The sequence below is a fragment of the Verrucomicrobiota bacterium genome (assembly GCA_019247695.1).
Taxonomy (GTDB): domain Bacteria; phylum Verrucomicrobiota; class Verrucomicrobiia; order Chthoniobacterales; family JAFAMB01; genus JAFBAP01.
On the sequence record JAFBAP010000002.1, the window covers coordinates 13,302 to 34,842 of the forward strand.

At 60.5% G+C, this 21,541-nt stretch carries 15 protein-coding genes; 8 read left to right on the plus strand and 7 right to left on the minus strand.

From position 1 onward, the window contains the following. The first annotated feature begins 9 nt into the window (after positions 1-9). The 7 genes from JO015_00200 to JO015_00230 all read left to right on the plus strand — a co-directional run bounded on the left by JO015_00200 (position 10) and on the right by JO015_00230 (position 8,424). Positions 10-1,506, plus strand: a complete 1,497-nt coding sequence (locus tag JO015_00200) for a sugar ABC transporter ATP-binding protein (protein MBV9997511.1) — start codon at positions 10-12, stop codon at positions 1,504-1,506. Next, positions 1,490-2,470, plus strand: coding sequence for an ABC transporter permease (locus JO015_00205; protein MBV9997512.1), 981 nt, complete (start codon positions 1,490-1,492; stop codon positions 2,468-2,470). The genes JO015_00200 and JO015_00205 overlap by 17 nt, the downstream gene beginning before the upstream one ends. Before the next feature lie 208 nt (positions 2,471-2,678). Next, the gene (locus tag JO015_00210) at positions 2,679-3,809 is read left to right on the plus strand and encodes a sugar ABC transporter substrate-binding protein (protein ID MBV9997513.1); all 1,131 of its coding nucleotides are present in this window, start codon (positions 2,679-2,681) and stop codon (positions 3,807-3,809) included. Positions 3,810-3,872: 63 nt separating this feature from the next. Further along, the gene (locus tag JO015_00215) at positions 3,873-4,871 is read left to right on the plus strand and encodes an ABC transporter permease (GenBank protein MBV9997514.1); all 999 of its coding nucleotides are present in this window, start codon (positions 3,873-3,875) and stop codon (positions 4,869-4,871) included. Then, positions 4,868-6,466, plus strand: coding sequence for a sugar ABC transporter ATP-binding protein (locus JO015_00220; protein MBV9997515.1), 1,599 nt, complete (start codon positions 4,868-4,870; stop codon positions 6,464-6,466). Before JO015_00215 ends, JO015_00220 begins: the two co-directional genes overlap by 4 nt. After that, on the plus strand, positions 6,463-7,458 hold the full coding sequence (locus JO015_00225) for an ABC transporter permease (GenBank protein ID MBV9997516.1): 996 nt from the start codon (positions 6,463-6,465) through the stop codon (positions 7,456-7,458). The genes JO015_00220 and JO015_00225 overlap by 4 nt, the downstream gene beginning before the upstream one ends. An 18-nt stretch (positions 7,459-7,476) precedes the next feature. Further along, positions 7,477-8,424, plus strand: a complete 948-nt coding sequence (locus JO015_00230; protein ID MBV9997517.1) for a 3-keto-5-aminohexanoate cleavage protein — start codon at positions 7,477-7,479, stop codon at positions 8,422-8,424. Between the two features lie 1,126 nt (positions 8,425-9,550). Here the strand turns inward: JO015_00230 and JO015_00235 are convergent. From JO015_00235 to JO015_00255, 5 genes are all read right to left on the minus strand, one after another. Further along, on the minus strand, positions 9,551-10,612 hold the full coding sequence (locus JO015_00235; GenBank protein MBV9997518.1) for a sugar-binding transcriptional regulator: 1,062 nt from the start codon (positions 10,610-10,612) through the stop codon (positions 9,551-9,553). 222 nt (positions 10,613-10,834) lie between these two features. Next, entirely contained in the window at positions 10,835-12,289 is a 1,455-nt protein-coding gene (locus JO015_00240; GenBank protein MBV9997519.1) for a bifunctional 2-methylcitrate dehydratase/aconitate hydratase, read from the minus strand. A 173-nt stretch (positions 12,290-12,462) separates the two neighbouring features. Further along, a complete protein-coding gene (locus JO015_00245; GenBank protein MBV9997520.1) occupies positions 12,463-13,434 on the minus strand; it encodes an ABC transporter permease in 972 nt (323 codons plus the stop codon). Between the two features lie 18 nt (positions 13,435-13,452). Then, the gene (locus JO015_00250; GenBank protein MBV9997521.1) at positions 13,453-14,949 is read right to left on the minus strand and encodes a sugar ABC transporter ATP-binding protein; all 1,497 of its coding nucleotides are present in this window, start codon (positions 14,947-14,949) and stop codon (positions 13,453-13,455) included. Positions 14,950-15,058: 109 nt separating this feature from the next. Beyond that, complete coding sequence (locus JO015_00255; GenBank protein MBV9997522.1) at positions 15,059-16,045, minus strand: sugar ABC transporter substrate-binding protein; 987 nt, start codon at positions 16,043-16,045, stop codon at positions 15,059-15,061. A 269-nt stretch (positions 16,046-16,314) separates the two neighbouring features. On the opposite strand from JO015_00255, the gene JO015_00260 reads away from it, so the two are divergent. Continuing rightward, positions 16,315-17,655, plus strand: a complete 1,341-nt coding sequence (locus JO015_00260; GenBank protein MBV9997523.1) for a metallophosphoesterase — start codon at positions 16,315-16,317, stop codon at positions 17,653-17,655. Positions 17,656-17,920: 265 nt separating this feature from the next. On the opposite strand, the gene JO015_00265 is transcribed toward JO015_00260, so the two are convergent. Together JO015_00265 and JO015_00270 are read right to left on the minus strand one after the other, a co-directional pair. Continuing rightward, positions 17,921-19,168: an HlyD family efflux transporter periplasmic adaptor subunit gene (locus tag JO015_00265; GenBank protein MBV9997524.1), complete on the minus strand. Its 1,248-nt coding sequence runs from the start codon at positions 19,166-19,168 to the stop codon at positions 17,921-17,923. An 8-nt stretch (positions 19,169-19,176) separates the two neighbouring features. Next, positions 19,177-21,540 (minus strand): FtsX-like permease family protein, encoded by a 2,364-nt coding sequence (locus JO015_00270; protein ID MBV9997525.1) that lies wholly within the window; start codon positions 21,538-21,540, stop codon positions 19,177-19,179. Position 21,541 lies beyond the last annotated feature (1 nt).

Sequence of the window (21,541 nt, forward strand, 5' to 3'; positions counted from 1 at the left end):
GGATTTGTCATGGAGGCGATTGATATACTGGAAATGAACGACATAGAAAAGTCGTTCAACGGCGTTCCGGTGCTGAAGAAGGCAACCTTCGCGCTGCGAAAAGGGGAAGTGCACGCCCTCATGGGTGGTAACGGTGCAGGCAAATCCACGCTCATGAAGATTCTGACCGGAGTCTACCGCAAGGACTCCGGCACGATCGTTCTTGACGGCCAACCTGTTGAACTGGCGACCGCGCGCCAGGCCGAGCGTCACGGCATCGCCATGATCTACCAGGAGCTTAGCCTTGTGCCGACGCTCACGGTGGCGCAGAACATCTTTTTGAAGCATGAGGCGCGAGCCGTCGGAAACGTCTTCCTAAATGATGCCGAGTCCGGGCGTCGCGCCAAACAACTCATGCAGGAACTTGGCCACCCGGTAGACCCGCGCACGCCCATCGAGCAACTGAGCGTCGGCATGTGTCAAATGGTCGAAGTCGCCAAGGCACTGGCGAAGAAGGCTCGGATCCTGATCATGGATGAACCGACATCCTCCCTGACGGATTCGGAGACGGAGATTCTCTTCCAATTGATCAACCGCCTGAAGCGCAGCGGGATCTCGATCATCTACATATCACATCGGATGTCGGAGATCTTTACCGTATGCGATCGCGTCACGGTGATGAGGGACGGTGCTTGCGTCAAAACTGACGACTGCCGGAACGTCACGATGGAGGGCCTGATCGAATCAATGTTAGGGACGGGGAGAAGTGTGGCCTTCCAGTGGCAGGAACGTCATAATCAACGTTCCGAACGGCCCGTGCTTGAGGTTAATGACCTCGCCGTGGAAAAGGGACAGGGTCCCGTTTCGTTCTCGATCTATCCCGGTGAAATTGTCGGCCTCGCCGGACTGCTCGGATCCGGTCGGACGGAGATCGCGGAAACGATCTTCGGCATGCGCCGGGCGCATAGCGGAACGGTGTCGGTAAACGGCAGGACGATTCATGCCACCCGCGAGGCGATCGATGCAGGGGTCGGACTGGTTCCCGAAGACCGGCGTACGCAGGGCCTCGTTCTGGATCATTCGCTTCTGGCCAATTTTATTCTGCCCAACCTGGCATCCTTCACGCGGGGCACCTTCGTGCGTGACGGCGCAGGGGCCAGGGCCGCCAAAGATTTCATCCAGAAGCTGCGAATCAAGGTCCGTGCCCCCGATGCGCCGGTCCGCCTTTTGTCCGGCGGCAACCAGCAGAAGATCGTTCTGGCGAAGTGGTTGGAGCGCAAACCCCGCCTTCTGATGCTCGACGAACCGACGATGGGCGTCGACATCGGGGCGAAGTCGGACATCCTGCAGATCGTCCGTGATATCGCCAACGGCGGCGCGGCCGTTCTGGTTATCTCGTCGGAATTAGAGGAGCTTTTAGCGATGAGCGACCGGGTCCTTGTCATCCACAACGGCAAGCTGGTCCACGATCTAAACCGCAAGGATATCCCTTCCGAGGAGATGTTGCATCATGCAATCCAAGACTGACACAGCACAGGTATTGCTCCCGTCGCGCGGAAGCATTGTAAATTTCCAATGGCAGGATTACGTGGTCTACCTGTTTTTCGGGCTTGTCCTTGTTTTCTTTGCCGTTACCCTTGGAGGCAAAGGGTTTCTTTCGGTCGAAAACCTTTTCAATATCACCCGCTCGACATCAATGATCGTTGTGATGGCCGTGGCGATGACCTTCGTAATTTGCTGCGGAGAACTCGACCTGTCGGTGGGATCTACGGCGGGATTGGCTGCTCTAGCCGCCGGCTTTTTCCTCCAGGCCTATGGCACGGTTGCCGGCATCGTGGCTGCCATCCTTTGCGGGTTGGCGGTCGGCCTTGTCAACGGGCTTTTCGTGACGGTCGTTAACATTCCTTCCTTTCTCGTAACCCTTGGCATGATGCAGTTGGTTCGCGGGCTTGATATGCGAGTTACTTATACCAAGCCGATCCTGATCACGAACGACTTTTTCAATAACGTCTTTGGATCCGGAAGCGTCGGACCTCTACCTTCGCTTTTCATCTGGTCAGTGCTCGTAGCCGTTATCGGGCATCTGGTTCTTCGTTACACCGCTTTCGGGCGTGAGGTGCTGGCCACGGGCGGGAACCGAAGGGCTGCGGAATACTCCGGAGTAAACACGAAGCGGATAAAGCTCTATTGCTTTCTGATCAGCGGCGCGGCGGCTGGATTGGCCGGAATGCTTTATTCCGGCATGATGCAGACGGCACGGTATTCCTTTGGAACGGGAGCCGAACTGGCGGTGATTGCCGCGACCATCCTGGGCGGAACGAGTCTATTCGGGGGTAAAGGGACGATTATAGGAACCTTCGTGGGCGCCTTGCTGATCGGCACAATCAACAATGGGCTCATCATTATGGGTCTTGATGTTAGTGAACAAAATATAATCGCGGGCGCCATCATTATCGTGGCCGTGGCTTTCGGCAGGAAGCCGGTGCGGTAGTTTATAGACCTCCGGCATCGCAGACAAAATCTTCGTTCATTGAACTATGACTTCACGCAGACAAACGTTTGACACGCCTTCTATGGAGTGGTACACAGGTCCTGCTGGACACACTCCCCAGATCGCGAAATCCCGGCTGATTCGGACGACGTCGAACGGTTCTACCGGAAAGTGTTCAGTTCGGAACCTAACCATTTGGAGGAAGCTCGTGTCATCAGCAGCCAGCACAGTTAAAGTCAGGTGTTTCCTGACGCGTAAGTTTCTAGCGGCAGCTTCGTTCGGGGCCTTGGCGTGGGCGTCAGCCGCTCACGCCGAGGTGAGCCAACCCACCTACCCGAAGTCCAATCTGCTTCTTGTCACCACGGTGATCAACGCCACCAATCCCTACATGGCTTCCTGGATACAGGGGTCGAAGGATCTTGCGGCCAAGCTCGGCGTTCCCATCGAGGTCGTCCAGTCAAACGGGAGTTCTCAGACGGAACTGGCCGGCATCCAGGCGCAGGCTGCGAAGGGCAAGAAGATCGTGCTCGTGATGAATCCGGTGGCGGCCTCAAACGTGCCGGCGGTGGTTCAGACGATCAATGCCAACGGCGGTTATATGGTGGTCTGGTGGAACATGCCGCCGGGCACCGAGCCGAAGACATCCGGCGACCATTTCGTCGCTTTCGGCACCTATAACGGCATCACTGCCGGCGAGTGTGGCGCGGAGCACCTCGTGGAGGCGCTTCACGGCAAGGGAAACATCATCGCTTTGCCGGGGGTGCTTGACAGCACGGTGAGCCAGGAGCGTTACCAGGGCCTGCTCGATACCCTCAAGAAGAACCCGGACGTGAAACTGCTCGACACGCAGCCCGCCAACTGGGATCAGGCGATCGCGCTTCGCACCACCCAACAGCTTATCGCCAAGTACGGGGACAAGCTCGACGGTGTGTGGACGGCCGACGACGCGATGATGCTCGGAGCATATCAGGCGTTCAAACAGGCCGGCAGACTCGAGAAGGTCAAGTTCTCCGGGGAAGGCGCCTACCCGCCGGTCATTGACCTCATGGTCAAGAAGGCAGGCAACAACGCGGTGGTCGCTTCCGCTTTCCATCGCGGCTATATGGCTGCAGCAACCGGCCTCCTCATCGCTTACAAGGCAGCGGTTGGTGAGATTGACGTGTCGAAGCTTACCCCGGAGCAACGGCACGGCCAGTATGCCATCGGCTGCGTCACGCCGGAGAACGCCGCGCAATTTCAGGCAAACGGCGGCATCCCGCAGGGCTGGCTTGATGAGCTGATCAAAAATCCCTTCAAGGATCTTGTCGGCGGCCCCGTCCTCCGCACGGCGGCGCCCTGAGGTCGAGATCCCTGGGGATCAAGTCTCGGCATCGAAAGGCTGGCGACGGGATTTTATCGTCCGATGAACGAAAAGGCGACGGAGGAGATAGGAAACGGCGGCATCCGCAGAACGTTCGCCGGCTTTGGCGAAATCGGGATCCTCGTCCTTCTCATCGTGGTGTTTTCGATTCTAAACCCGGCCAAGTTTCCGACCGTCGCCAATCTCAACACGATTCTGAACACCGCCGCCGTCCCGACGATCATCGGCGTGGGCGCCACGTTTGTCGTGCTGATGGGCCGAATCGACCTTTCGGTGGAAGGGATCATGGGCGCCGCAGGTCTCGCCTATGTCCTTCTCTCTCCGAACAGCAGGACGAGCGCGAACTGGGGGTTCGGCGCGATCGTCGTCGCCATTGCGCTCGGCGCGGGGCTCGGGGTGGCGACGGCTCTGCTGCACACGCGTTTGAAGGTCCCTTCCTTCATCGTTTCGCTCGGCATGTGGTATGTCGGTCTTGGCATCGCCGCGGTCCTGTTCGGCCAGGAAATGCAGCCGTTTCTCTCCGATACCGATACGAGCGTGTGGCCCACATCGGCCCCGCTTGGCATTTCCAACAGTTACCTCGTTGCGCTCGGTGTTGCGGCCCTCGGGTTCCTGGTTGAGCGTTTCACCCGCCTCGGCCGCGTGCCCTACGCGATCGGCAACAACGAGGCGGTGGCCCTGCTCACGGGCATCCCGGTTGCCCGCTACTGCATCTACGCCTTCGCCATTGCCGGCGCATGCAGTGCACTGGCGGGCGTGATCGCCAGCATGTCCCTTGGCGCAGGGGCCGCAAACGTGGGGGTCGGCATGGTGTTCTTTACGCTTGCAGCCGTCGTGATCGGCGGCACGCCGCTCAGCGGCGGCAAAGGCGGCGTCCTGCGCACCCTGGTCGGCGTGCTCGTATTGTCCACGCTTTATAATGGGCTGATCCTGTCCGGCGTTGCGCCGAGTCTGCAATCCGGCGTCTCAGGGCTCGTTCTCGTCACCGCAGCGATCGCCGCCGGTTGGTCGCAGCGGGACCGTTTGAGGATCGTGAAATGACCACCGCCGCCGGCCAAACCGCGTCCGGTCGGGAGCCCGGGGCCAATCGGCCGCCGGTACTCGAACTGAACGGCATCACCAAGAGTTTCGGACCGCTCGTCGCGGTCGACAATCTCTCCCTCGTCATCGGCCCCAATGAGGTAGTCGGACTGCTTGGTGAAAACGGCGCCGGGAAGTCCACCCTGCTCAAGATCCTCACGGGTGTTCACCAGCCGGACAAGGGCTCGATCACCGTGAACGGAAAGAAGGTCACGCTGCGCAATCCGCAGGAGGCCAATGCCGCCGGGATCGGCATCGTTCACCAGGAGCAGTCCCTGTTCACAAACCTCTCGGTGGCCGAGAACATTGTGATGGGCTTGTCGAAGCAGGGGGCGCGGTCGACGCGATTCGGCCTCTATCGCTGGGGACAGGTCAACCGAGACGCAGCGGCGATCCTCGCGCGAATCGGCTCCCGGATCGACCCGCGAACAAAGATGAGCGACCTTTCGTTTGCTCATCGGCAGATGGTCGAGATCGGCCGCACCATCGAGATCGCACGCGAAACGACGCGCGCGCTGGACGCGAGCGACGCCGACCACGGCACGCCGCTCGTGATCCTGGATGAGCCGACCTCGGTGCTCGAACGTAATGAGACCGAAATCCTTGAGCGCGAAATCAGAAAGCTCAAGGACGTCGGCTCGGTGATTTTCGTATCGCACCGCCTCGAGGAGGTCCTGCGCATTTGCGACCGGCTCGTGGTGATGCGCCACGGCCGGCTCGTGGCCGACCGGCCGGTCGGCAACATAACCGAAGACGAACTCTTCGAGCTCATGATCGGCCAGGGTGCGCGGTCGCAGGCACCCGCGAGCGCAAAAGCTGACGCGCCGGCGAAGGCCGTCCTGACGGTCGACAGCCTGTCGCGCCGCCATACCTTTCACGACGTCAGCTTCACGGTCTTTCAAGGCCGCGTGACGGCGATCGTCGGGACCGTCGGGTCCGGGCGCGAAGACGTGTGCCGGGCGATTTTCGGGGCCGAAGCCTTTGACGGCGGCACGATCACGGTCGATGGCGCTCCCGTACGCGGCTGGTCGGTGCGCAAAGCCATCGCCGCCGGCATCGGCTATCTACCCTCTGAACGCGGAGTGGAGAGCGTCGTCGGCGGCCTGTCCGCAGCCCGCAACCTTACGCTCACCTACCCGGACAAGGCCCGCGCCGGCGCCTTGCTCAGCCCTGCCCTCCGAAACCGCCTGGCCAACCTCTGGTTCGAACGCCTCGACGTGCGTCCGCGCGACATCGGGCTCGAACTCGAGCGTTTCTCGGGTGGAAATCAGCAGAAGGTGGCGCTCGCCAAGTGGCTGATCGCGGGCGACCTGAAGGTGTTGATCCTCGATCATCCGCTGCGCGGGCTGGATCCGGGAGCAAGCGCAGCCGTGAACGAGTTGATCCGCGAAGCGTGCCGCGGCGGCGCGGCTTTCATCCTCCTCGCCGACACCCTGGAGGAGGCGCTCGACCTCGGCGACGAGATCCTGGTGATGCGCGACGGCTGCGTGACGGCCCGTTTCGACATGGCGCGAGAACACCCGACTTCACTCGATCTCCTGGAGAAAATGGTTTGAGCTCTTCCACTTCCTCCCCGGCTTTGAAATTCGGCGGCATCCGGTCCATTCGACCGGAGAAACTGCGAATCCTGCTCGCGCCGCTTGCGATCTTTCTCTGCCTGCTGGTGGTCGTCTCGGTCGCCGTCCCGCAGTTCCTCCACGGTGGCGGCCCTTCGATCATCGCGCAACAGGCGACGCCGATCCTGCTCATCGCGCTCGCCCAGTGCGTCGTTCTCCAGGTCAGTTCGATCGACCTATCAAACGCTTCGATGGCCCTGCTCTGCGCTATTCTGAGCGCCGAAACGCTCGGGCCGCTCGGGATCGCCTCGCCCTGCCTTTGCGTCGGGGTCGTCACGCTCATCGGCATGCTCAACGGCGCCGTGCTGACGTTCACGCAGATTCCGTCTTTTGCGTTGACCCTCGGTACGCTCGGCATTCTCCAGGCGGCCTGCCTGGTGATCACCGGAGCGAATGTCGTCTACGTTACGTCGCATCTCGAACTCGTGTCCTGGCTCTTCCACGTTCAAATCCTTACGTTGCCGATCGCGTTTTGGCTGAGCGTTCTGTGCGCCGTCCTCCTTTGGGCTTTCATACGCTTCACCGCGACCGGGCAGGGGCTCATGGCGATCGGCTTCAATGAGCGCGCGTCGATCCTATCCGGCCTGCCGGTGAGGCGGCTCAAGATAACCGCTTTCGGCTTGTCGGGTTTTCTGGCCGGGCTCGCGGGTCTGTCGGTCATCGCCATCAGCGGGGCGGCTTCATCGTACGGCCTGGGCAGCGATCTGCTCGTGCCGGGTATTGCAGCGGCGCTCGCAGGAGGGACGGCCATCACCGGCGGCGTATGCAACCCGATCAACGTCGTGTTCGGCGCCCTGTTTGTCGCGCTCATCCCGGTCGGCAGTGCCGCGATCGGGGTAAGCACGCAGGCGCAAAGCATCGTCTATGGCGCGGTTCTGATCGTCGCTGTCGCTGCGACGGCAAGCCGCTCTCGCACTGGCATCATCAAATAGTTACAAGGAAGCACAGACATGGCTACGACATTGGATCGATTCGCTGACCGGGCGCCCGGTTGGGAGACGCCGGTAATGATCGAATCGCATCAGAACGGCGTGCGCACGAAGGCGATGAACCCTAATACGCCGGTCACCTACGAAGAGGTCGTCGAGGACGCGATCCGCTGCTGGGACGCGGGCGCGAGCGCAATTCACGTCCACAACACGAATTTCGACCTCCGCGGAAAGGAAGCCGCCGACGATTACATGCCGGCCTGGAGCAAGATCTTGAAGGCGCGGCCTGACATGATCTGGTATCCGACAACGTGTAATAATCTGCTTTGCACCGAGGGTCAGACCGGGCTCGAACACGTGGCATACTTGAATAAGGACGCCAACGTGCAGGTCGCAGTCGTGGATACCGGCATCGACCTCTTCGCCGTCGATCTTGACGAGAAGGGCCACATCCTCGGCCGCCCGTATGGTTGGAACTACCAACAGGTCGCCGGGCAGGTCGACTTCTGCCGGAAGAACGACATCGCGATGATCTGGGGAGTCTACGAGCCCGGCCACCTTCGCCTTGGCCGTCATTATGTCGATCGCGGTATGTATACGAACGGCTCGATGTGGGATTTCTATCTGGTGGGCAAGTATGGACTCACCTCATCGAAGCCCATCGGCACTTGCGGAATGGAGCCGACTCTTGAGAGCCTGTACTATTACCTGGACATGATCGCGCAGGCCAAACATAAGCTGCCGTGGTGCATATCGATCTGGGGCGAAGGCAGTCTCGATACGCGCCCGATCATCAAGCGGGCTATAGAACTCGGCGGACACATCAAGACGGGTCTCGAATTGTTCTTCGATCCGGACCGGAATCCGACTAACCTCGATCTACTTCAGGAGGTCCAGGAAATTGCCAAGGAAGTCGGCCGGCCCCTGGCGACTCATGAGGACGCAAGAAGAATCTACAACATAAAGTAAGGGCGACCTTCGACCGCAGGAGGGGTATTTGGTTAGATTCGGCATCGCCGCACTCTGGAAGCGTTTGTTTACCATTTTCGCCCCGATCGTCTTCGATAATCATCGAGGTACGATCCGGGCGAGCCGACCCCCTTGCTCAGCCAAGGTTGTACCGGCATAGGGTCTTATACCGTTTAGACGGTCACGGAGGTAAAATCTTGTCTTCCTTCAGGCGCTCTGCCGGTGTTAAACCTATTAGACCGTATAAACGGCCTTAGGCCAAGCGGGCCGGGAGAACATAGCCCAGGGTAAACCCCACGGCCATTTAGTTAAGGATACAAGGCCGGGTATTGCTTTGGTCCCGCAGGGACGGCTGAGGTTAGGCAGGGACTTCAGTCCCTGTGAGGCGCATTTAAGAGGGATCGCGTCCCGTCGGGACGCCTGAAGCGCCGCCCCGGAGGGTGCCGACTCCCAAGGGGCCGGCCAAACCCGGCGCGACCCTCGGCGCCAAAAACCCGAACGTCCCCAGACCTTTGACGCCCGCTTGGCTTGGCGCACGTTTTCGGGCGTCCCGACGGGACGCGACCCCTGGGGGACGCCTTCACAGGGACTGAAGTCCCTGCCTAACCTCAGGCGTCCCTCCGGGACGAAGACCACGCCCTTAACTATTGACCTTCAGGAAAGTAAAGTCTCGAGAAGGTGCGTTAGACTCAGAGCTACCCTTTCCAAATACGGACATTACTTAACTGAAGAACAATAAATGGCCGTGGGGTTTACCCTGGGAAACGGCCCGCTTCCTCGTCGGAGGTCTGAATGGCCGGGAGAGGGTGTCGCTCGCGGGTGCTGCCGCCCCTTCAGCAAATCCACCCGGCGGGGCGGGCGTTTGTTAGGGAGGGCGTACCGACGTGACGCCTTAGGAGGGCTCACATCATTTTACGGTCACCCAGGGGGTAAAGCCCTGGGCTGAGTTCTCTTGGCCCTTCGGGCCGTAAGACGGTCACGGCTGTCCCCGCGCTGCCCTCAAACAACGCGGGTAAAGCTCAGTGGGCTCTGACGCCGGCATTGAAGGCTTCGAAAGCACGGTCAGCTTTGCCCGAAGAACACCGGTGCGCCCTCTAACTGACGATTACGGAAGGCCGCAGCCCGGTTAGGCGGGCCCTTCCCGGGAGCCCGCCGGCTCAGGCGCAAAGTCGCCACCACCCTCTTCCAGGAGCGCAAGCGCCGTCTGATCATCAATGATCAGGCGGCTGAGCACCCCGGTGCGTAAAGCGCCAAGAATGGCGTGTTTCTTGTCGAGACCGCAGGCAACCGCCACGACGTTTTTGAGACGCTGAAAATCCTCCCACGGCAAAGCCAGGATCCGATCGTCCACGTCCCCCAGAATCCTTTTACCATCGATGTCAAAGTAACGTCCGGAGATGTCTCCCACCGCCCCTCGAGCCCTTAACTGGTCGATGGTGGAAGTATTTAAAAAACCGGTCTGCACTACGGTGGCGCTGTGATCGACCTTGCCCACGCTCACCATGCACTGAGCGGCAAGTCGTGCGACGGCAAGGGTTGCCTGTACTCCGGGATCGGACATGAAAAGGTCCCGTACCTCTTTTGAGGCGACTATTACCGGGACGTATAAATGATAAACGGGCGCGTGAAGCTTTTCGCCGAACAATGACGCCACCCGGTAAGGATTGAAAGTGTGCCCGCTGTTTAGTCCGCCTAACGTTTGAGCGATTACCAAGCCCTTTACAGGATTTTCGTTCAGGGCGCGTGCAACCTCCAAAAGAGTTTTTCCCCAGCTGAGGGTGATGACCTGATTCGGTTGGAGATTGTTTTCCAAATAAAGTGCACCCATTTCGCCAACCGCGCGCAGGACGTCGGCCTCGGTGTGTCCGACCGAGGTCGGCACGATGAAAACCTCCTGCAGCCCGAATCGCTTTGCGAGCCGCGTGGCAAGCTCCATCTGCCTCAAGACGTCCACACGCAGCGAAACCGTGACGATGCCTTCTTCGAGCGCCTGCCGTAACAAGCGAACTACCGTTGGACGGGACAAGCCGAGCTCGTCAGCGACTTGTTGCTGCGTCAGTTTTTGGTGATGATAAAGCCAGGTGGCCTTGGCAAGGGTATCTTTCTGCCCGAGAAGTAGCGTCGGGGTAACTTTTCTACGGCCCCGTCTGGCGCGCTTGATCGGGGCGGGGCTGTTGCTCTGCTTCATAGGCTGCCGTCGGGGTCACGCCGGAATTCGATACAAGTATGATAAAGGTGTAAAAGTCTCGCGAGGGTAACGTATCGCGCAACGGCAACTTTTGCAGCAGAGATGATAGGCGGTTTACGAGAAAAATCCAGCCGGCGGGTAATTGCGAAGAAGGTGTCACCGGAAGTCGCAAGGCGCTATGATACCCGCACCCGGCGGGGAGAATCCCAGCCCTTCGCTCGCTCAAACGACAAACAGATCCATGAAACGGTTCACGGGTGTCGCCGCCAGGCGCGCCGGGTCCGCGCAGAGCGCCAGGATGGCGCCGGCATCGCGCGCCGGGATCCTGCCGCGCAGGTTGCGTTCGAATTTCTCGAGTAACAGGGGGATGCCCTCGCTGCGGCGGCGCCGGTGGCCGACGGGGTATTCAACGGCGACGCGATCGGTTTTTGTGCCGCCATTGAAGAAGACCTGCACGGCGTTGCCGATCGAACGCTTTGCAGGGTCCAGGTAATCCGCCGTAAACTGCCGGTTTTCCACAACCTCCATCCGGTTGCGCAGCGCGTCGATGCGCGGGTCACGAGCCTGCTTGTCTTCGTAATCTTCGGCCGTCAGGCGGCCGAAAATAAGGGTCACGGCAACCATGAACTGGATGCAATGGTCACGGTCGGCCGGGTTATCGAGCGGGCCGGCCTTGTCGATGATGCGCTTGCCGCTCTCCTGAGTTTCAATCACGACGCGCTCGATCTCGTCAAGGCGCCCGGCAACTTGCGGATGCAGCGCAAGTGCGGCCTCAACGGCGGTCTGTGCGTGGAATTCGGCCGGGAACGAGATCTTGAACAGGACGTTCTCCATCACGTAAGAGCCGAAACCTTGCGACGGAACCCGGAGCGGGTTTTTGCTGAAGAGCACGTCCTGAAAGCCCCAGGTTTTCGCCGTCAGCGCACTGGGGTAACCCATCTCGCCGCGCAGCGCCTGCAAGGCAAGGCGCACCGCCCGGCTGGTTGCGTCGCCGGCCGCCCACGATTTGCGCGAACCGGTGTTGGGTGCATGCCGGTAGGTCCTGAGCGCGCCGCCATCGATGAAGGCATTGGAGAGCGCATTAATCACGTCCTCACGCGAGCCGCCGAGCAACCGGGTAACGACACCCGTCGAGGCGACACGCACCAGCAGCACGTGGTCGAGACCGACCCGGTTGAAACTGTTTTCGAGCGCGAGGATCCCCTGGATCTCATGGGCCTGGATCATCGCGAGCAAAACGTCGCGGATCAGCAACGGTTTTTCGCCCTCGCGAACCCGGCGCCGGCTGAGGTAATCGGCCACGGCGAGAATGCCTCCCAGGTTGTCGGATGGGTGTCCCCATTCCGCCGCCAGCCAGGTGTCGTTGTAATCCAGCCAGCGGATCGCGGTCCCGATATTAAAGGCGGCCTGGACCGGATCCAGTTCGTAGCTCGTGCCGGGCACCCGCGCGCCGGTGCCGGGCAAGCTGGCGCCGGGAACGATCGGGCCGAGGAGCTTGGTGCAAGCCGGGTAGCTGAGCGCCAACAGGCCGCAGCCGAGCGTGTCCATCAGGCAAAGCCTGGCGGTATCAAAGGCTTCCTCGCTCGTGATGGCTTCGGGGTTGTGGACGTAATCGGCAAGCTGCCGCAAACATGCATCCGGTTCCGGGCGAACTGCGCTGGTGAGATCTGCAGACATACGAATGCCAAAAGTGAGAGCGGACGCCGAGTGTCGGGTGTCGGGTGCCGGGTGTTGGGGGTCGGGAGTATTGCGACAAGTGCCACGAGCACGGAGTCGGCATTTGTGCTAACACGGCGGGAAGAGTAATTCCGTGACCCGACACCCGACACTCGTCACCGGACCCCGGGCCTTTATTCCATCATGGCCCTTTCCGCGCGTACCCTCAGAGAACTCACCGCGACTGCAAAAATGATCAGAAGGCCGATGATGACGTCCTGAATGTACGGGTTAACGCGCATCATGTTCAAAGCGTTGCCGACTACACCCCAGAGCAGGACACCGAAAAACGTGCCTACCACATTTCCTTTTCCGCCCGACATCGGAGCGCCGCCGATAACCACTGACCCGATCGCCTGCAGTTCCATGCCGGTACCGGTGCTGGGCTGGGCGGCCCCCACTCTCGACAACAGCAGCATCGCCGCGCAGCCGACAAACAAGCCGTTCAGGGCAAAGAAGATCAGCTTTTTCCGCTTCACGTCGATGCCGGCCAGGTAGGCGGCGCGTTGATTGTTGCCGATCGCATAAATGCATCGCCCAAGCTGCGTGCGGGTGAGAATGAAGTGAATCACTCCGTAACCGGCCAGCGCGATCAGGAAAAGCAACGGCAGGAAATTGAACAGCTTCAGTTCTCCGAGTGTTTCGAACTGCCCGTAAATCGTCTGGATCGTGCCTTGCGTGATAAACAAGGCTATCCCTTGGAAAACGCCGATCGCGGCCAGCGAAATGATGAACGAAGGGGCCTGAAACAGGATCGAGGCCGCCCCGATCAAAGAACCGCAGATGGTTGCAATGAGGACCCCGGCCAAGGCCGCCAACGGAGGGAACACGCCGTTACGCATCAACATGGCCATGACGACTGATGACAGGCCGATGTTGGCCCCCACGGAAATATCGAAATTGCCGGAAATGATCAGGATCGTCGCGCCGCAGGCTACCAGGCTGAGAACTGAGATCTGGCCCAACAGGTTGCTCACGTTGCCGATCGCGAAATAACGGGCGTTGACCGTGCCGGCGATGATCGACAGGATGACGACGACGACTAACAAGAACGGCCATTGATTGGCCAGCATCCTTCTCTGTAGGGTCGCGCGAAGCTCCGCCATCTATCACTCCCCAAATAATCAGCAGGTTCCCAGGAAATAACCCAGCAACTCGTGCTCGGTGACCGCCTTCGATTTGATCGTCGCAACCAGCCTGCCTTCTCTCATAACCGCGATCCTGTCACTCACCGAGATAAGTTCAGGCATGTCGGAAGATACCATCAAGATCCCCTTCCCCGCTTTTGCGAGCCCGACCATGAGCTCATAAATCTGCTGCTTCGCGCCGATGTCGACCCCTTTGGTAGGTTCGTCGAAGATCAACACCTGGGCGTTGCTGAGCAGCCATCTCCCCAGGATCGCCTTCTGCTGATTTCCACCGCTCAGAAAGCCGATCGGCTGCCGGATGCCCGCCGTGACGATCTGAAGGCGCTTGATCAACGCTTCCACCGCGGAAATCTCTTTCCGGCTATTCAAGACGAAGCCATCAGCTTCATTTGCGACGATCGCCATATTCTCCAGCACCGGCCTTAAATCAAAAAGCCCGAGCGCCTTTCTGTCCTCCGTAAGCATCGCCAGTCCCGTTCCGATGGCCTGCCGCGGTGAACGGGGATTCATCGCGACGCCGTTCAGGACAATTTCACCGGCGGTCCTGCGGTCCGCACCGAAGATGACGTTCATCACCTCAGAGCGACCCGCCCCGACCACCCCGCCAAACCCAAGGATTTCGCCCCGATGCAGGTCAAAGCTCACGTCCTCAAACAGGCCGTGACGGCTTAGACCGCGAACCGTCAGAATGACCTCCCCCGCTTCGACCTGGGCCCGATCATAGAACTGGGAAGGTTCCCTGCCAATCATGCTCCTGGTGATGGTACCGAGGTCCGTACTCCGGGCGTCGAATGTGTTTATCACCTGCCCGTCCTTCAGCACCGTGATCCGGTCACCGACCTCGAAAACCTCTTCGAAATAGTGGGATATGTATATGATCCCGATGTTACGGGCGGCGAGTTTCCTGACCAGGTCCATCAAGGCTCGCGTCTCTTCAACGCCCAGCGACGACGTCGGTTCGTCCATGATCAGGATCTTCGCTTCTATATGAAGGGCCTTTACGATCTGCAATGTCTGCTGCTGCGCCGGGGAGAGATGTTCCACCAAGGCGGTTTCCGGGATCCCGATGCTAAGCGAATCCATCAACTCCCGCGCCTTACGGTTCTGGGTCGAGTAATCGATCAGCCCGAGTCTGGACCTCACCTCGTGCCCCAGAAAAATGTTGTCCGCCACAGTGAGCGAGGAGACGAGTTCAACGTCCTGGTAGATGGTGGCAATTCCCAGGTCCAGCGCCTGGCCGGGGGTAAGGCGGCCATATTCTTTGCCGAAAACGATGATTCGTCCCTTGTCCGGGCGCTCGGCACCGGACAGAATCTTGATCAAGGTCGATTTGCCGGCGCCGTTCTCGCCAACCAGGCAATGGACCTCACCGGCATACAAGTCAAAGGTGACGCGATCGAGAGCGACGGTGTCCCCGAACGTTTTCCTCAGGCCCTGGACGGCAAGAACGTCTCGGCGGTCATTCCCCTTCATCACCGCCCGGTCCTCCCTTTATTCCCCGGCGCCTCTGGGGCATTGCCGCAGGTCCCGAGCGTCCTTGGACGAAGGGTGCCTCCCGGCTGCGATTGCTGCTCGGCGGTGATCAAGACTGGGGTGCTTTATCCGGTAAATATCCGCCTAACGCCGGGAAATACTGTTTGGTTAGTTTGATCCAGACCGGGTCGTACTCCCACGGAACGGCCAACGCCTTGTCCAGCACCGTCCCCTTGGTAACCGGGATGACCGGCAGCATGACCTGTTGACGAACGTCCTTCGAATCACCGGAGGCGTACCGGTACAAGGCAAGGCAGGCAACCATTCCCTCCCAACCCGGCGAGCTGCTGATGGTGTAGTTCAGTTCACCGCTCTGAACCAGGGGCAGGCCAACCGGTGAGCCGTTCTGAGCCACGACCACGTATTGGTCCAGCAATCCCTGGCTCTTCAGGTAACGGATGACGGCAGCCGCCATGTCCTCGTTCATGACCCAGAGAACGTCGAATTTCACACCGGATTGGACCAGGTCCTGAGCCTGGTTGACGGCCACCGACGGGTTGTATTTGCCGTCCCGAACGGCTACAATCTCGTTTTTTCCTAACTCTTTCATCCGTTCCTTCATCGCCCCGGTGATCAACTGTACCGGCAGGTGCTCAAGCAGGCCGGTGATCAACGCGACCTTCTTGCCGGGATACTTTTCCGCCAGGTAGTCGGCGTAAGTTTTACCCATCGCTTTCCAGTCAAAATCGACCGCCGCCACGATGTCGCCGCCGGCAGGTGAGTTTAACGCCTGCCCGCAATTGTCGATGGTGACAACGGGGATGTTGGCGTCCTTGCATTTTTTCGCCGCAACGATCGCACCCTGCTGGTTGAATGAGAAGACCGCCATCCCGTCAACCCCCTGGGTGACCAGGGACTCGATGTTTGAAACCTCTTTCTGGACGTCGTAATCGGAATTCAGGACGACGGTTTTGACGCCCAGCATCTGAGCAGCCAGAGTGAATCCGTCCACGTCCCTCTTGTACCAGGTGTCGGGACCGGGAGTGATGTAGCCGAACGTCAACTCCTTTTTGTTATTGGCAGCCGGGCAGGCCATCGGAACAGAAATGGCCGCGATCAGAAGTAACCATAGCGAATGTCTTTTCAATTTGGGGGGCCTCCGGAAAACTATTGTGAGCGTAGTGGATCAGTCTGGGGGTGGTCCACGCCTCCGCAGCATACCGTATTTTTGCCCTTTTGCGAGCCCGCCAAATCCGTTATCTGAGGTGACGGCGTCGACCCGAGCCGTTCGGGGTTTTGCTGCCGTTGAGCGGCTTGGGCCGGCCCACCTTTCAACTCACCGTTCACCCACCAACAACCCCGACCATGCCCCAAAGACACGAACCACATTCCCGTTCAACTCACGCGACGCCCCCGGACCCCGGCAACTCGGAACCGATCACTACCGGCGGCCCGCAATTCGCTGAGCCCACTGCGACGCCGGACCCAACCCGCTTCACCGTGCGGCACGGGTCGGATACCCAGGCGTACAAGATCCTCGACAGCGAGAAGGGCCTGCTGAAACCGCGCCCCTTCCCCGTGATCGAGGGCGCGGCAGAACCGGTGCTCACCCTGGCGCAAGCGCTCGGGGCACAGGGTCCGTCGGTGGTAGCTGAAATCGAAAAAGCGGGGCAAATCGTCTTTCACGCCGTCGGTGACACCGGCAACGTCAGGGGCCCGCACTCTGAGGCCCTCGTCGCGGACAAGATGGTGGCCGACTTTGAGGAAAGGGATCCCCGGAATGTGCCGTCGTTCTTTTATCATCTCGGCGACGTGGTCTACAGCTTCGGTGAGGCTGAATACTATTACGACCAGTTCTATGATCCGTTCCGGGATTATCCTGCGCCGATCTTCGCGGTCCCCGGCAATCACGACGGCATGGTTGCCCCCAACGTCTCGACGCCGACGCTGCAAGCATTTCTGGAGAATTTCTGTGCAGGCGGCCGTTCCCCGCATCGTACGCCGGAGTCGGGCGGCCTGGTCCGCACCGCGCAAATCCAGCCGGGCGTGTATTTCACGCTGGAGGCACCGTTCGTGCGGATACTGGGCCTTTACAGCAATTGCCTGGAAGATCCGGGGGTTATTTCCACCGAAGGCGACGCGTTCCCGTACCTCACGGACGTGCAACTCGACTTCCTGAAGGCGGCGCTGCGGCGCGTTCAGAAGGACCGCTTTACGGGTGCCGTGATCATAGCCGTCCACCACCCGCCCTACGTGGCCGAAACCCATACGGCGGGCCGGCACGGCGGCAGCCCCCGGATGCTCGAAGACCTGGATGCAGCGTGTACGGATGCCGGTTTCTGGCCCCATGCCGTACTCTCAGGGCACGCGCACAATTACCAACGGTTCACACGGACGAAAGACGGCCGGCAAACACCCTTTATCGTCGCCGGCAACGGCGGGCATGCGATCGCGCATCTCACCCGCCGAGGCACGCTTGCGCTGCGCGCGCCGGCGCCGCAACCGTCCCTCTCGGATGGGAAGGACACGGTGGTTATCGAAAACTACGACGACCAGGACTACGGCTACCTGCGTGTCCTGGCTGACGCCGAGCAGCTCCGTATCGAGTATCACCCCGCTCCGGACGGCGCGGCGGCCAAGACCCCGGACGACTTTGTCACCGTCGAGCTGTCCAGCCGCCAACTCGTCCATTTCCAAACCCGCTGACGCTTTCGGAGAGGATGGCGTGGTCACCGCGCAGCAATCAGGCCCGAATGAACCTGCCGCTCGATGGCGCTCGCGGGTGTCTCCAGACACCCGCGAGCGCGTGGTCCGGCAGGCCGAGCTGCACCCGGCGCCGCAGGACGGCACCCCCTGAGCCGGCATTCTACCGGGATAACTGTCTGAATGGCGTATGGCCGCGTCTTCTGTCCCTGGTTTGTCCCGGTCTCGCGCTATAGCGCAATTCATCATCCCCGTCCTTGAGGCTGAATCAGATGCCGGCCGAGATAGAAACGCCATCGCGGATGGCGTCGGGCGGATGGATAATCACGGTATCGCCTTCGGCGAGACCGGAGCGCACTTCTGCAGTGACGCCATTGTGATGAGCGATTTGCACTTTCCGAATCTGCGCTCTGCCTTGCCTGACCACGAACGTTATCCAATCGTTGCCCCGCCGGAACAGTGCGCCCGCCGGCACCTGCAGTACGTTATCGCCGCGCCACGTTACGATGCGTGCCTCCACGCGATAACGATCGCCCAGTCCCCGGCCGGACGGCGCAGAATCCAGAAAGTCGACCCGCACCTTTACGCGTTGTTCCTCGACACCCAACGCCGAAACTTTCGTAAAGGCCGCAGGCTCAACCACGCTGACCCGTCCGCGCAATGGGGACTCGCCGCCCCAGTGTTCGATGGACACGTCCGCCCCTGGAGCCACGCCCACGGCATCGCTGGAAAGCAGCTCGATCTCAGCTTCGAGGTCCTGCGGGTCGCCAACCTCCATGATGGACATGCCAGGGGTGACAACCCGGGCGCTCTCCTCGTACACGTTCAAGATGTATCCGTCGACCGGCGCAAGAATCCGAAGCGGCTCTGATTTTTCCGATTCCGGATGCTGAGCCTGCATCAGGGCGGCTTGCGCCTGGGTGACTTCAAACTCAGCCACTCGCAAGGCGAACTCCGCCGCATGCAATTCGCGTGTGCGCATCTGCACTCGATTTTCGGTCGCATCCCATTCCTGAGCGGCGACGGCACCGGTCCGCCGGAGGGCATCGGTTCGGGCAAGATCTTTATTCGCCAACTCGAGCGCCGCGGCGGCGCGATCGAGCTCCGCCTGGCGCTGCATCTTCGTCGCCTCAGCGGCCCTTGCGCGCGCTTCAGCCTCGGCCAGGGCACGGGCATCAAGAAACCCTGCCATTTGCGGTTCGATCGTCGCGAGCACCGTTTTACCACGTTGAATAGGCGCGCCGGCCCGGAGTTCCACCCGGTTGAGGAACCCGGCCACGGGGGGCGAGATGACGTAACGATGGCGGATGCGCGTCTTACCCTCCTCGAACACGGACACGATCAGCGGTCCACGCGTTACCGCACTGATCTCGACGCGTACCGGCTTTGGCCAGAGTCCAGCCACGATGGCGGCCAGCAGGCCCGCCACGATCACGTACAGGATAAGCTTTCGCCACGCGCGAGGCCGGCGCCGGATACGCGATCCAGCGGATTGCGAAACGGTAGTGGACGCCATTGTTTTCATCATTCTCTGGCTTTCAAGACGCCGAGCAGATCGAGCCTGTGGATGCGCCGGCTAACGACGGCAAATGACAGGCCCGACGAGACCAAAACGATTAAGGCTGCGGTTGCATAGGTCCGGGCAGTGAGCACCAAAGGTAGACGCACCGATTCCGTGCTGGAAGCACGGACGATCAGGCCGGCCAACTGGCTTCCAATAAACAGACCGGGGGGAATGGCAAACAGAGTAAGCAGAGCGAGCTCACCAATCAGGACGGTCGCTACTTCCCGATGGGTAAGGCCAACGACGCGCAGGGTTGCCAGATCGCGGCTGCGCTCCGACAGGGCAATGCGTGCGCCGTTGTAGACCACGCCGAAAGCCACGATGATGGCGAAACCGAAGTAGATGGCTTGCACCGTGCCCATCATTTCACCCGTGGTTTTGTCGAAGGTGGAACGGGCATCTCGAGTAATCGTAAAAGTGCCGATACGGGGCGACTTCTTTGCCTGGGCAAGGAGCTCGCCCCATTGAGCCGGATCGACTGCAAGGTGAGCACCGCTGACCGTGCCCCCTTCGCGCATGAGCCGGCGGAGGGCGTCAATATCGATGTACGCGCCGACCCCGGCGAAGTCAGTGATCGTTCCGGCGACTACGGCATTAAACTCGGGGCGCGTGCTTTCCTGGATCTCGACGTGAACGGTGTCACCGGCTGCGGCGCCGAGGACCTCCGCGAGTTTGGCGGAGAGCAGTAGTCCGGAGGGCGGCAACGCAACCGGTTTGCCCGCTTGATCCAGAAGCCGGTTAAGGCGTGCGCCCTGGGGAAGCCCGGTAACCGCGACCCGGCGCTCACGATGTTCGTGCCGGAGCCGCGCGGCCACACTCCGGAACGGCTCAGCGCTCAGCACGCCCGGTAAATGGTGCAGGTCGTTGAGGGCGCTCGCTGAACCCGGTTCGATGAGGCCAAGCGTTACGTCCTGTCGTTGGGCGAGGTCCCATTGAAAATCGATCAGATAAGCAATGCCGTCGCGCACGGCCCCCGGCACGATGGGTATCCCCGTAGCGAACGCCAGCCCGAGTGCTGTGAAGAACGCGTGCCATGGTTTGCGCTCGAGATTGCGCAAAGCCATCCGGAAAGCCGGTGACACGAGCCATTGCAGGCCAAGCCGTTCAAGCACGGAAGGCCTGAATTCTGCCGGCGGTTCCGGCCGCATGGCCTCGGCTGCCGGAAGTTTCATTGCTTGCCAAACCGCTCCTGATACCCCCAGCAATGATGCGGCGGAACTCGCCGCAAACGCCAACAGTATGGCCGTCCAATCGGTTTGAAAAGGGAGCGAGGGGAAATGGAAAAACCGGCGATAGACGATCACGACCCCATGACCCATCCACAGACCCAAAAGGCCTCCCAGAATCGTGGCAATCGTCACGATCACCAACGCGAACTTGAGGTAATGCCATCCCACCTGGCCGGACGAGTAACCGAATGCCTTGAGCTGGGCGATCTGTTCTCGCTGGAGCCGGATAAGGCGGGTGAGAACGGCGCTGGTCATGAACGCCGCGATGCTCAGGAAAACCGCGGGAAAGGCGACAGAAAATGCGCCCAGGACCCGCACCCGGTCGTCGATCTGCTTCGCGGAAAGGTGATCGGTGCGGTCATAGGCGATCAACCCGCCGTACGGTCCTAGAATCTGATCCATCTCCGCCATCACGGCGCGCCGGTCAGCCCTGGGTGCCAGTCTTGCCGCCACGCTGTTGAATGCGCCGTTAAGGGTCAGCGCGGTGGCAAGTGCGCGCTCGTTCATCCAAAAGACGCCAAAGCGGCGGCTGTCAGGAACACTCTCGCCGGGGCGGGACTCGTAAACATATTCCGGCGACAGCCCGATACCAACGATGCGCAGCGTTTGGCGAGCGCCATGGATCGTGGCGTCGATGGTATTACCTGGACTGAACCCGTGCGCCTCAGCGAATGCCTCCCCGACAACCACTTCATTGTCGCTGCCGGGCTCGGGCAGCCGGCCGGTACGCAAAAAAATCAGATTGAGCTGCTGAGGGCGATCTTCCGGAATTGAGAGGATGTTTCCATTCGCAGGTTCTTTCAGTCCGGGCAGATCGAGTATGACCGAACCCGTCACGCGAGTCTCCAAGGCAGCGACGCCCGGGATTTCGGCGAGACGCGCCCGGAGCGCGTTCGGGGCTCGCTTCAGATCGCAGAAGACATCCGCGAACCGGCAGCCGGTATAGTAAGCGTCCCGTGCTGACTCAAGGGAAACGACGAGGCTGCGTGCCATGATCATCACCGCAAGACCACACGCCATCACGAGGGCAACCGCCGTCGACTGGCCCTTCATATTTCCCAGGTCGCGGATAAGTTTGAGGTCAAGCGGGTGCATG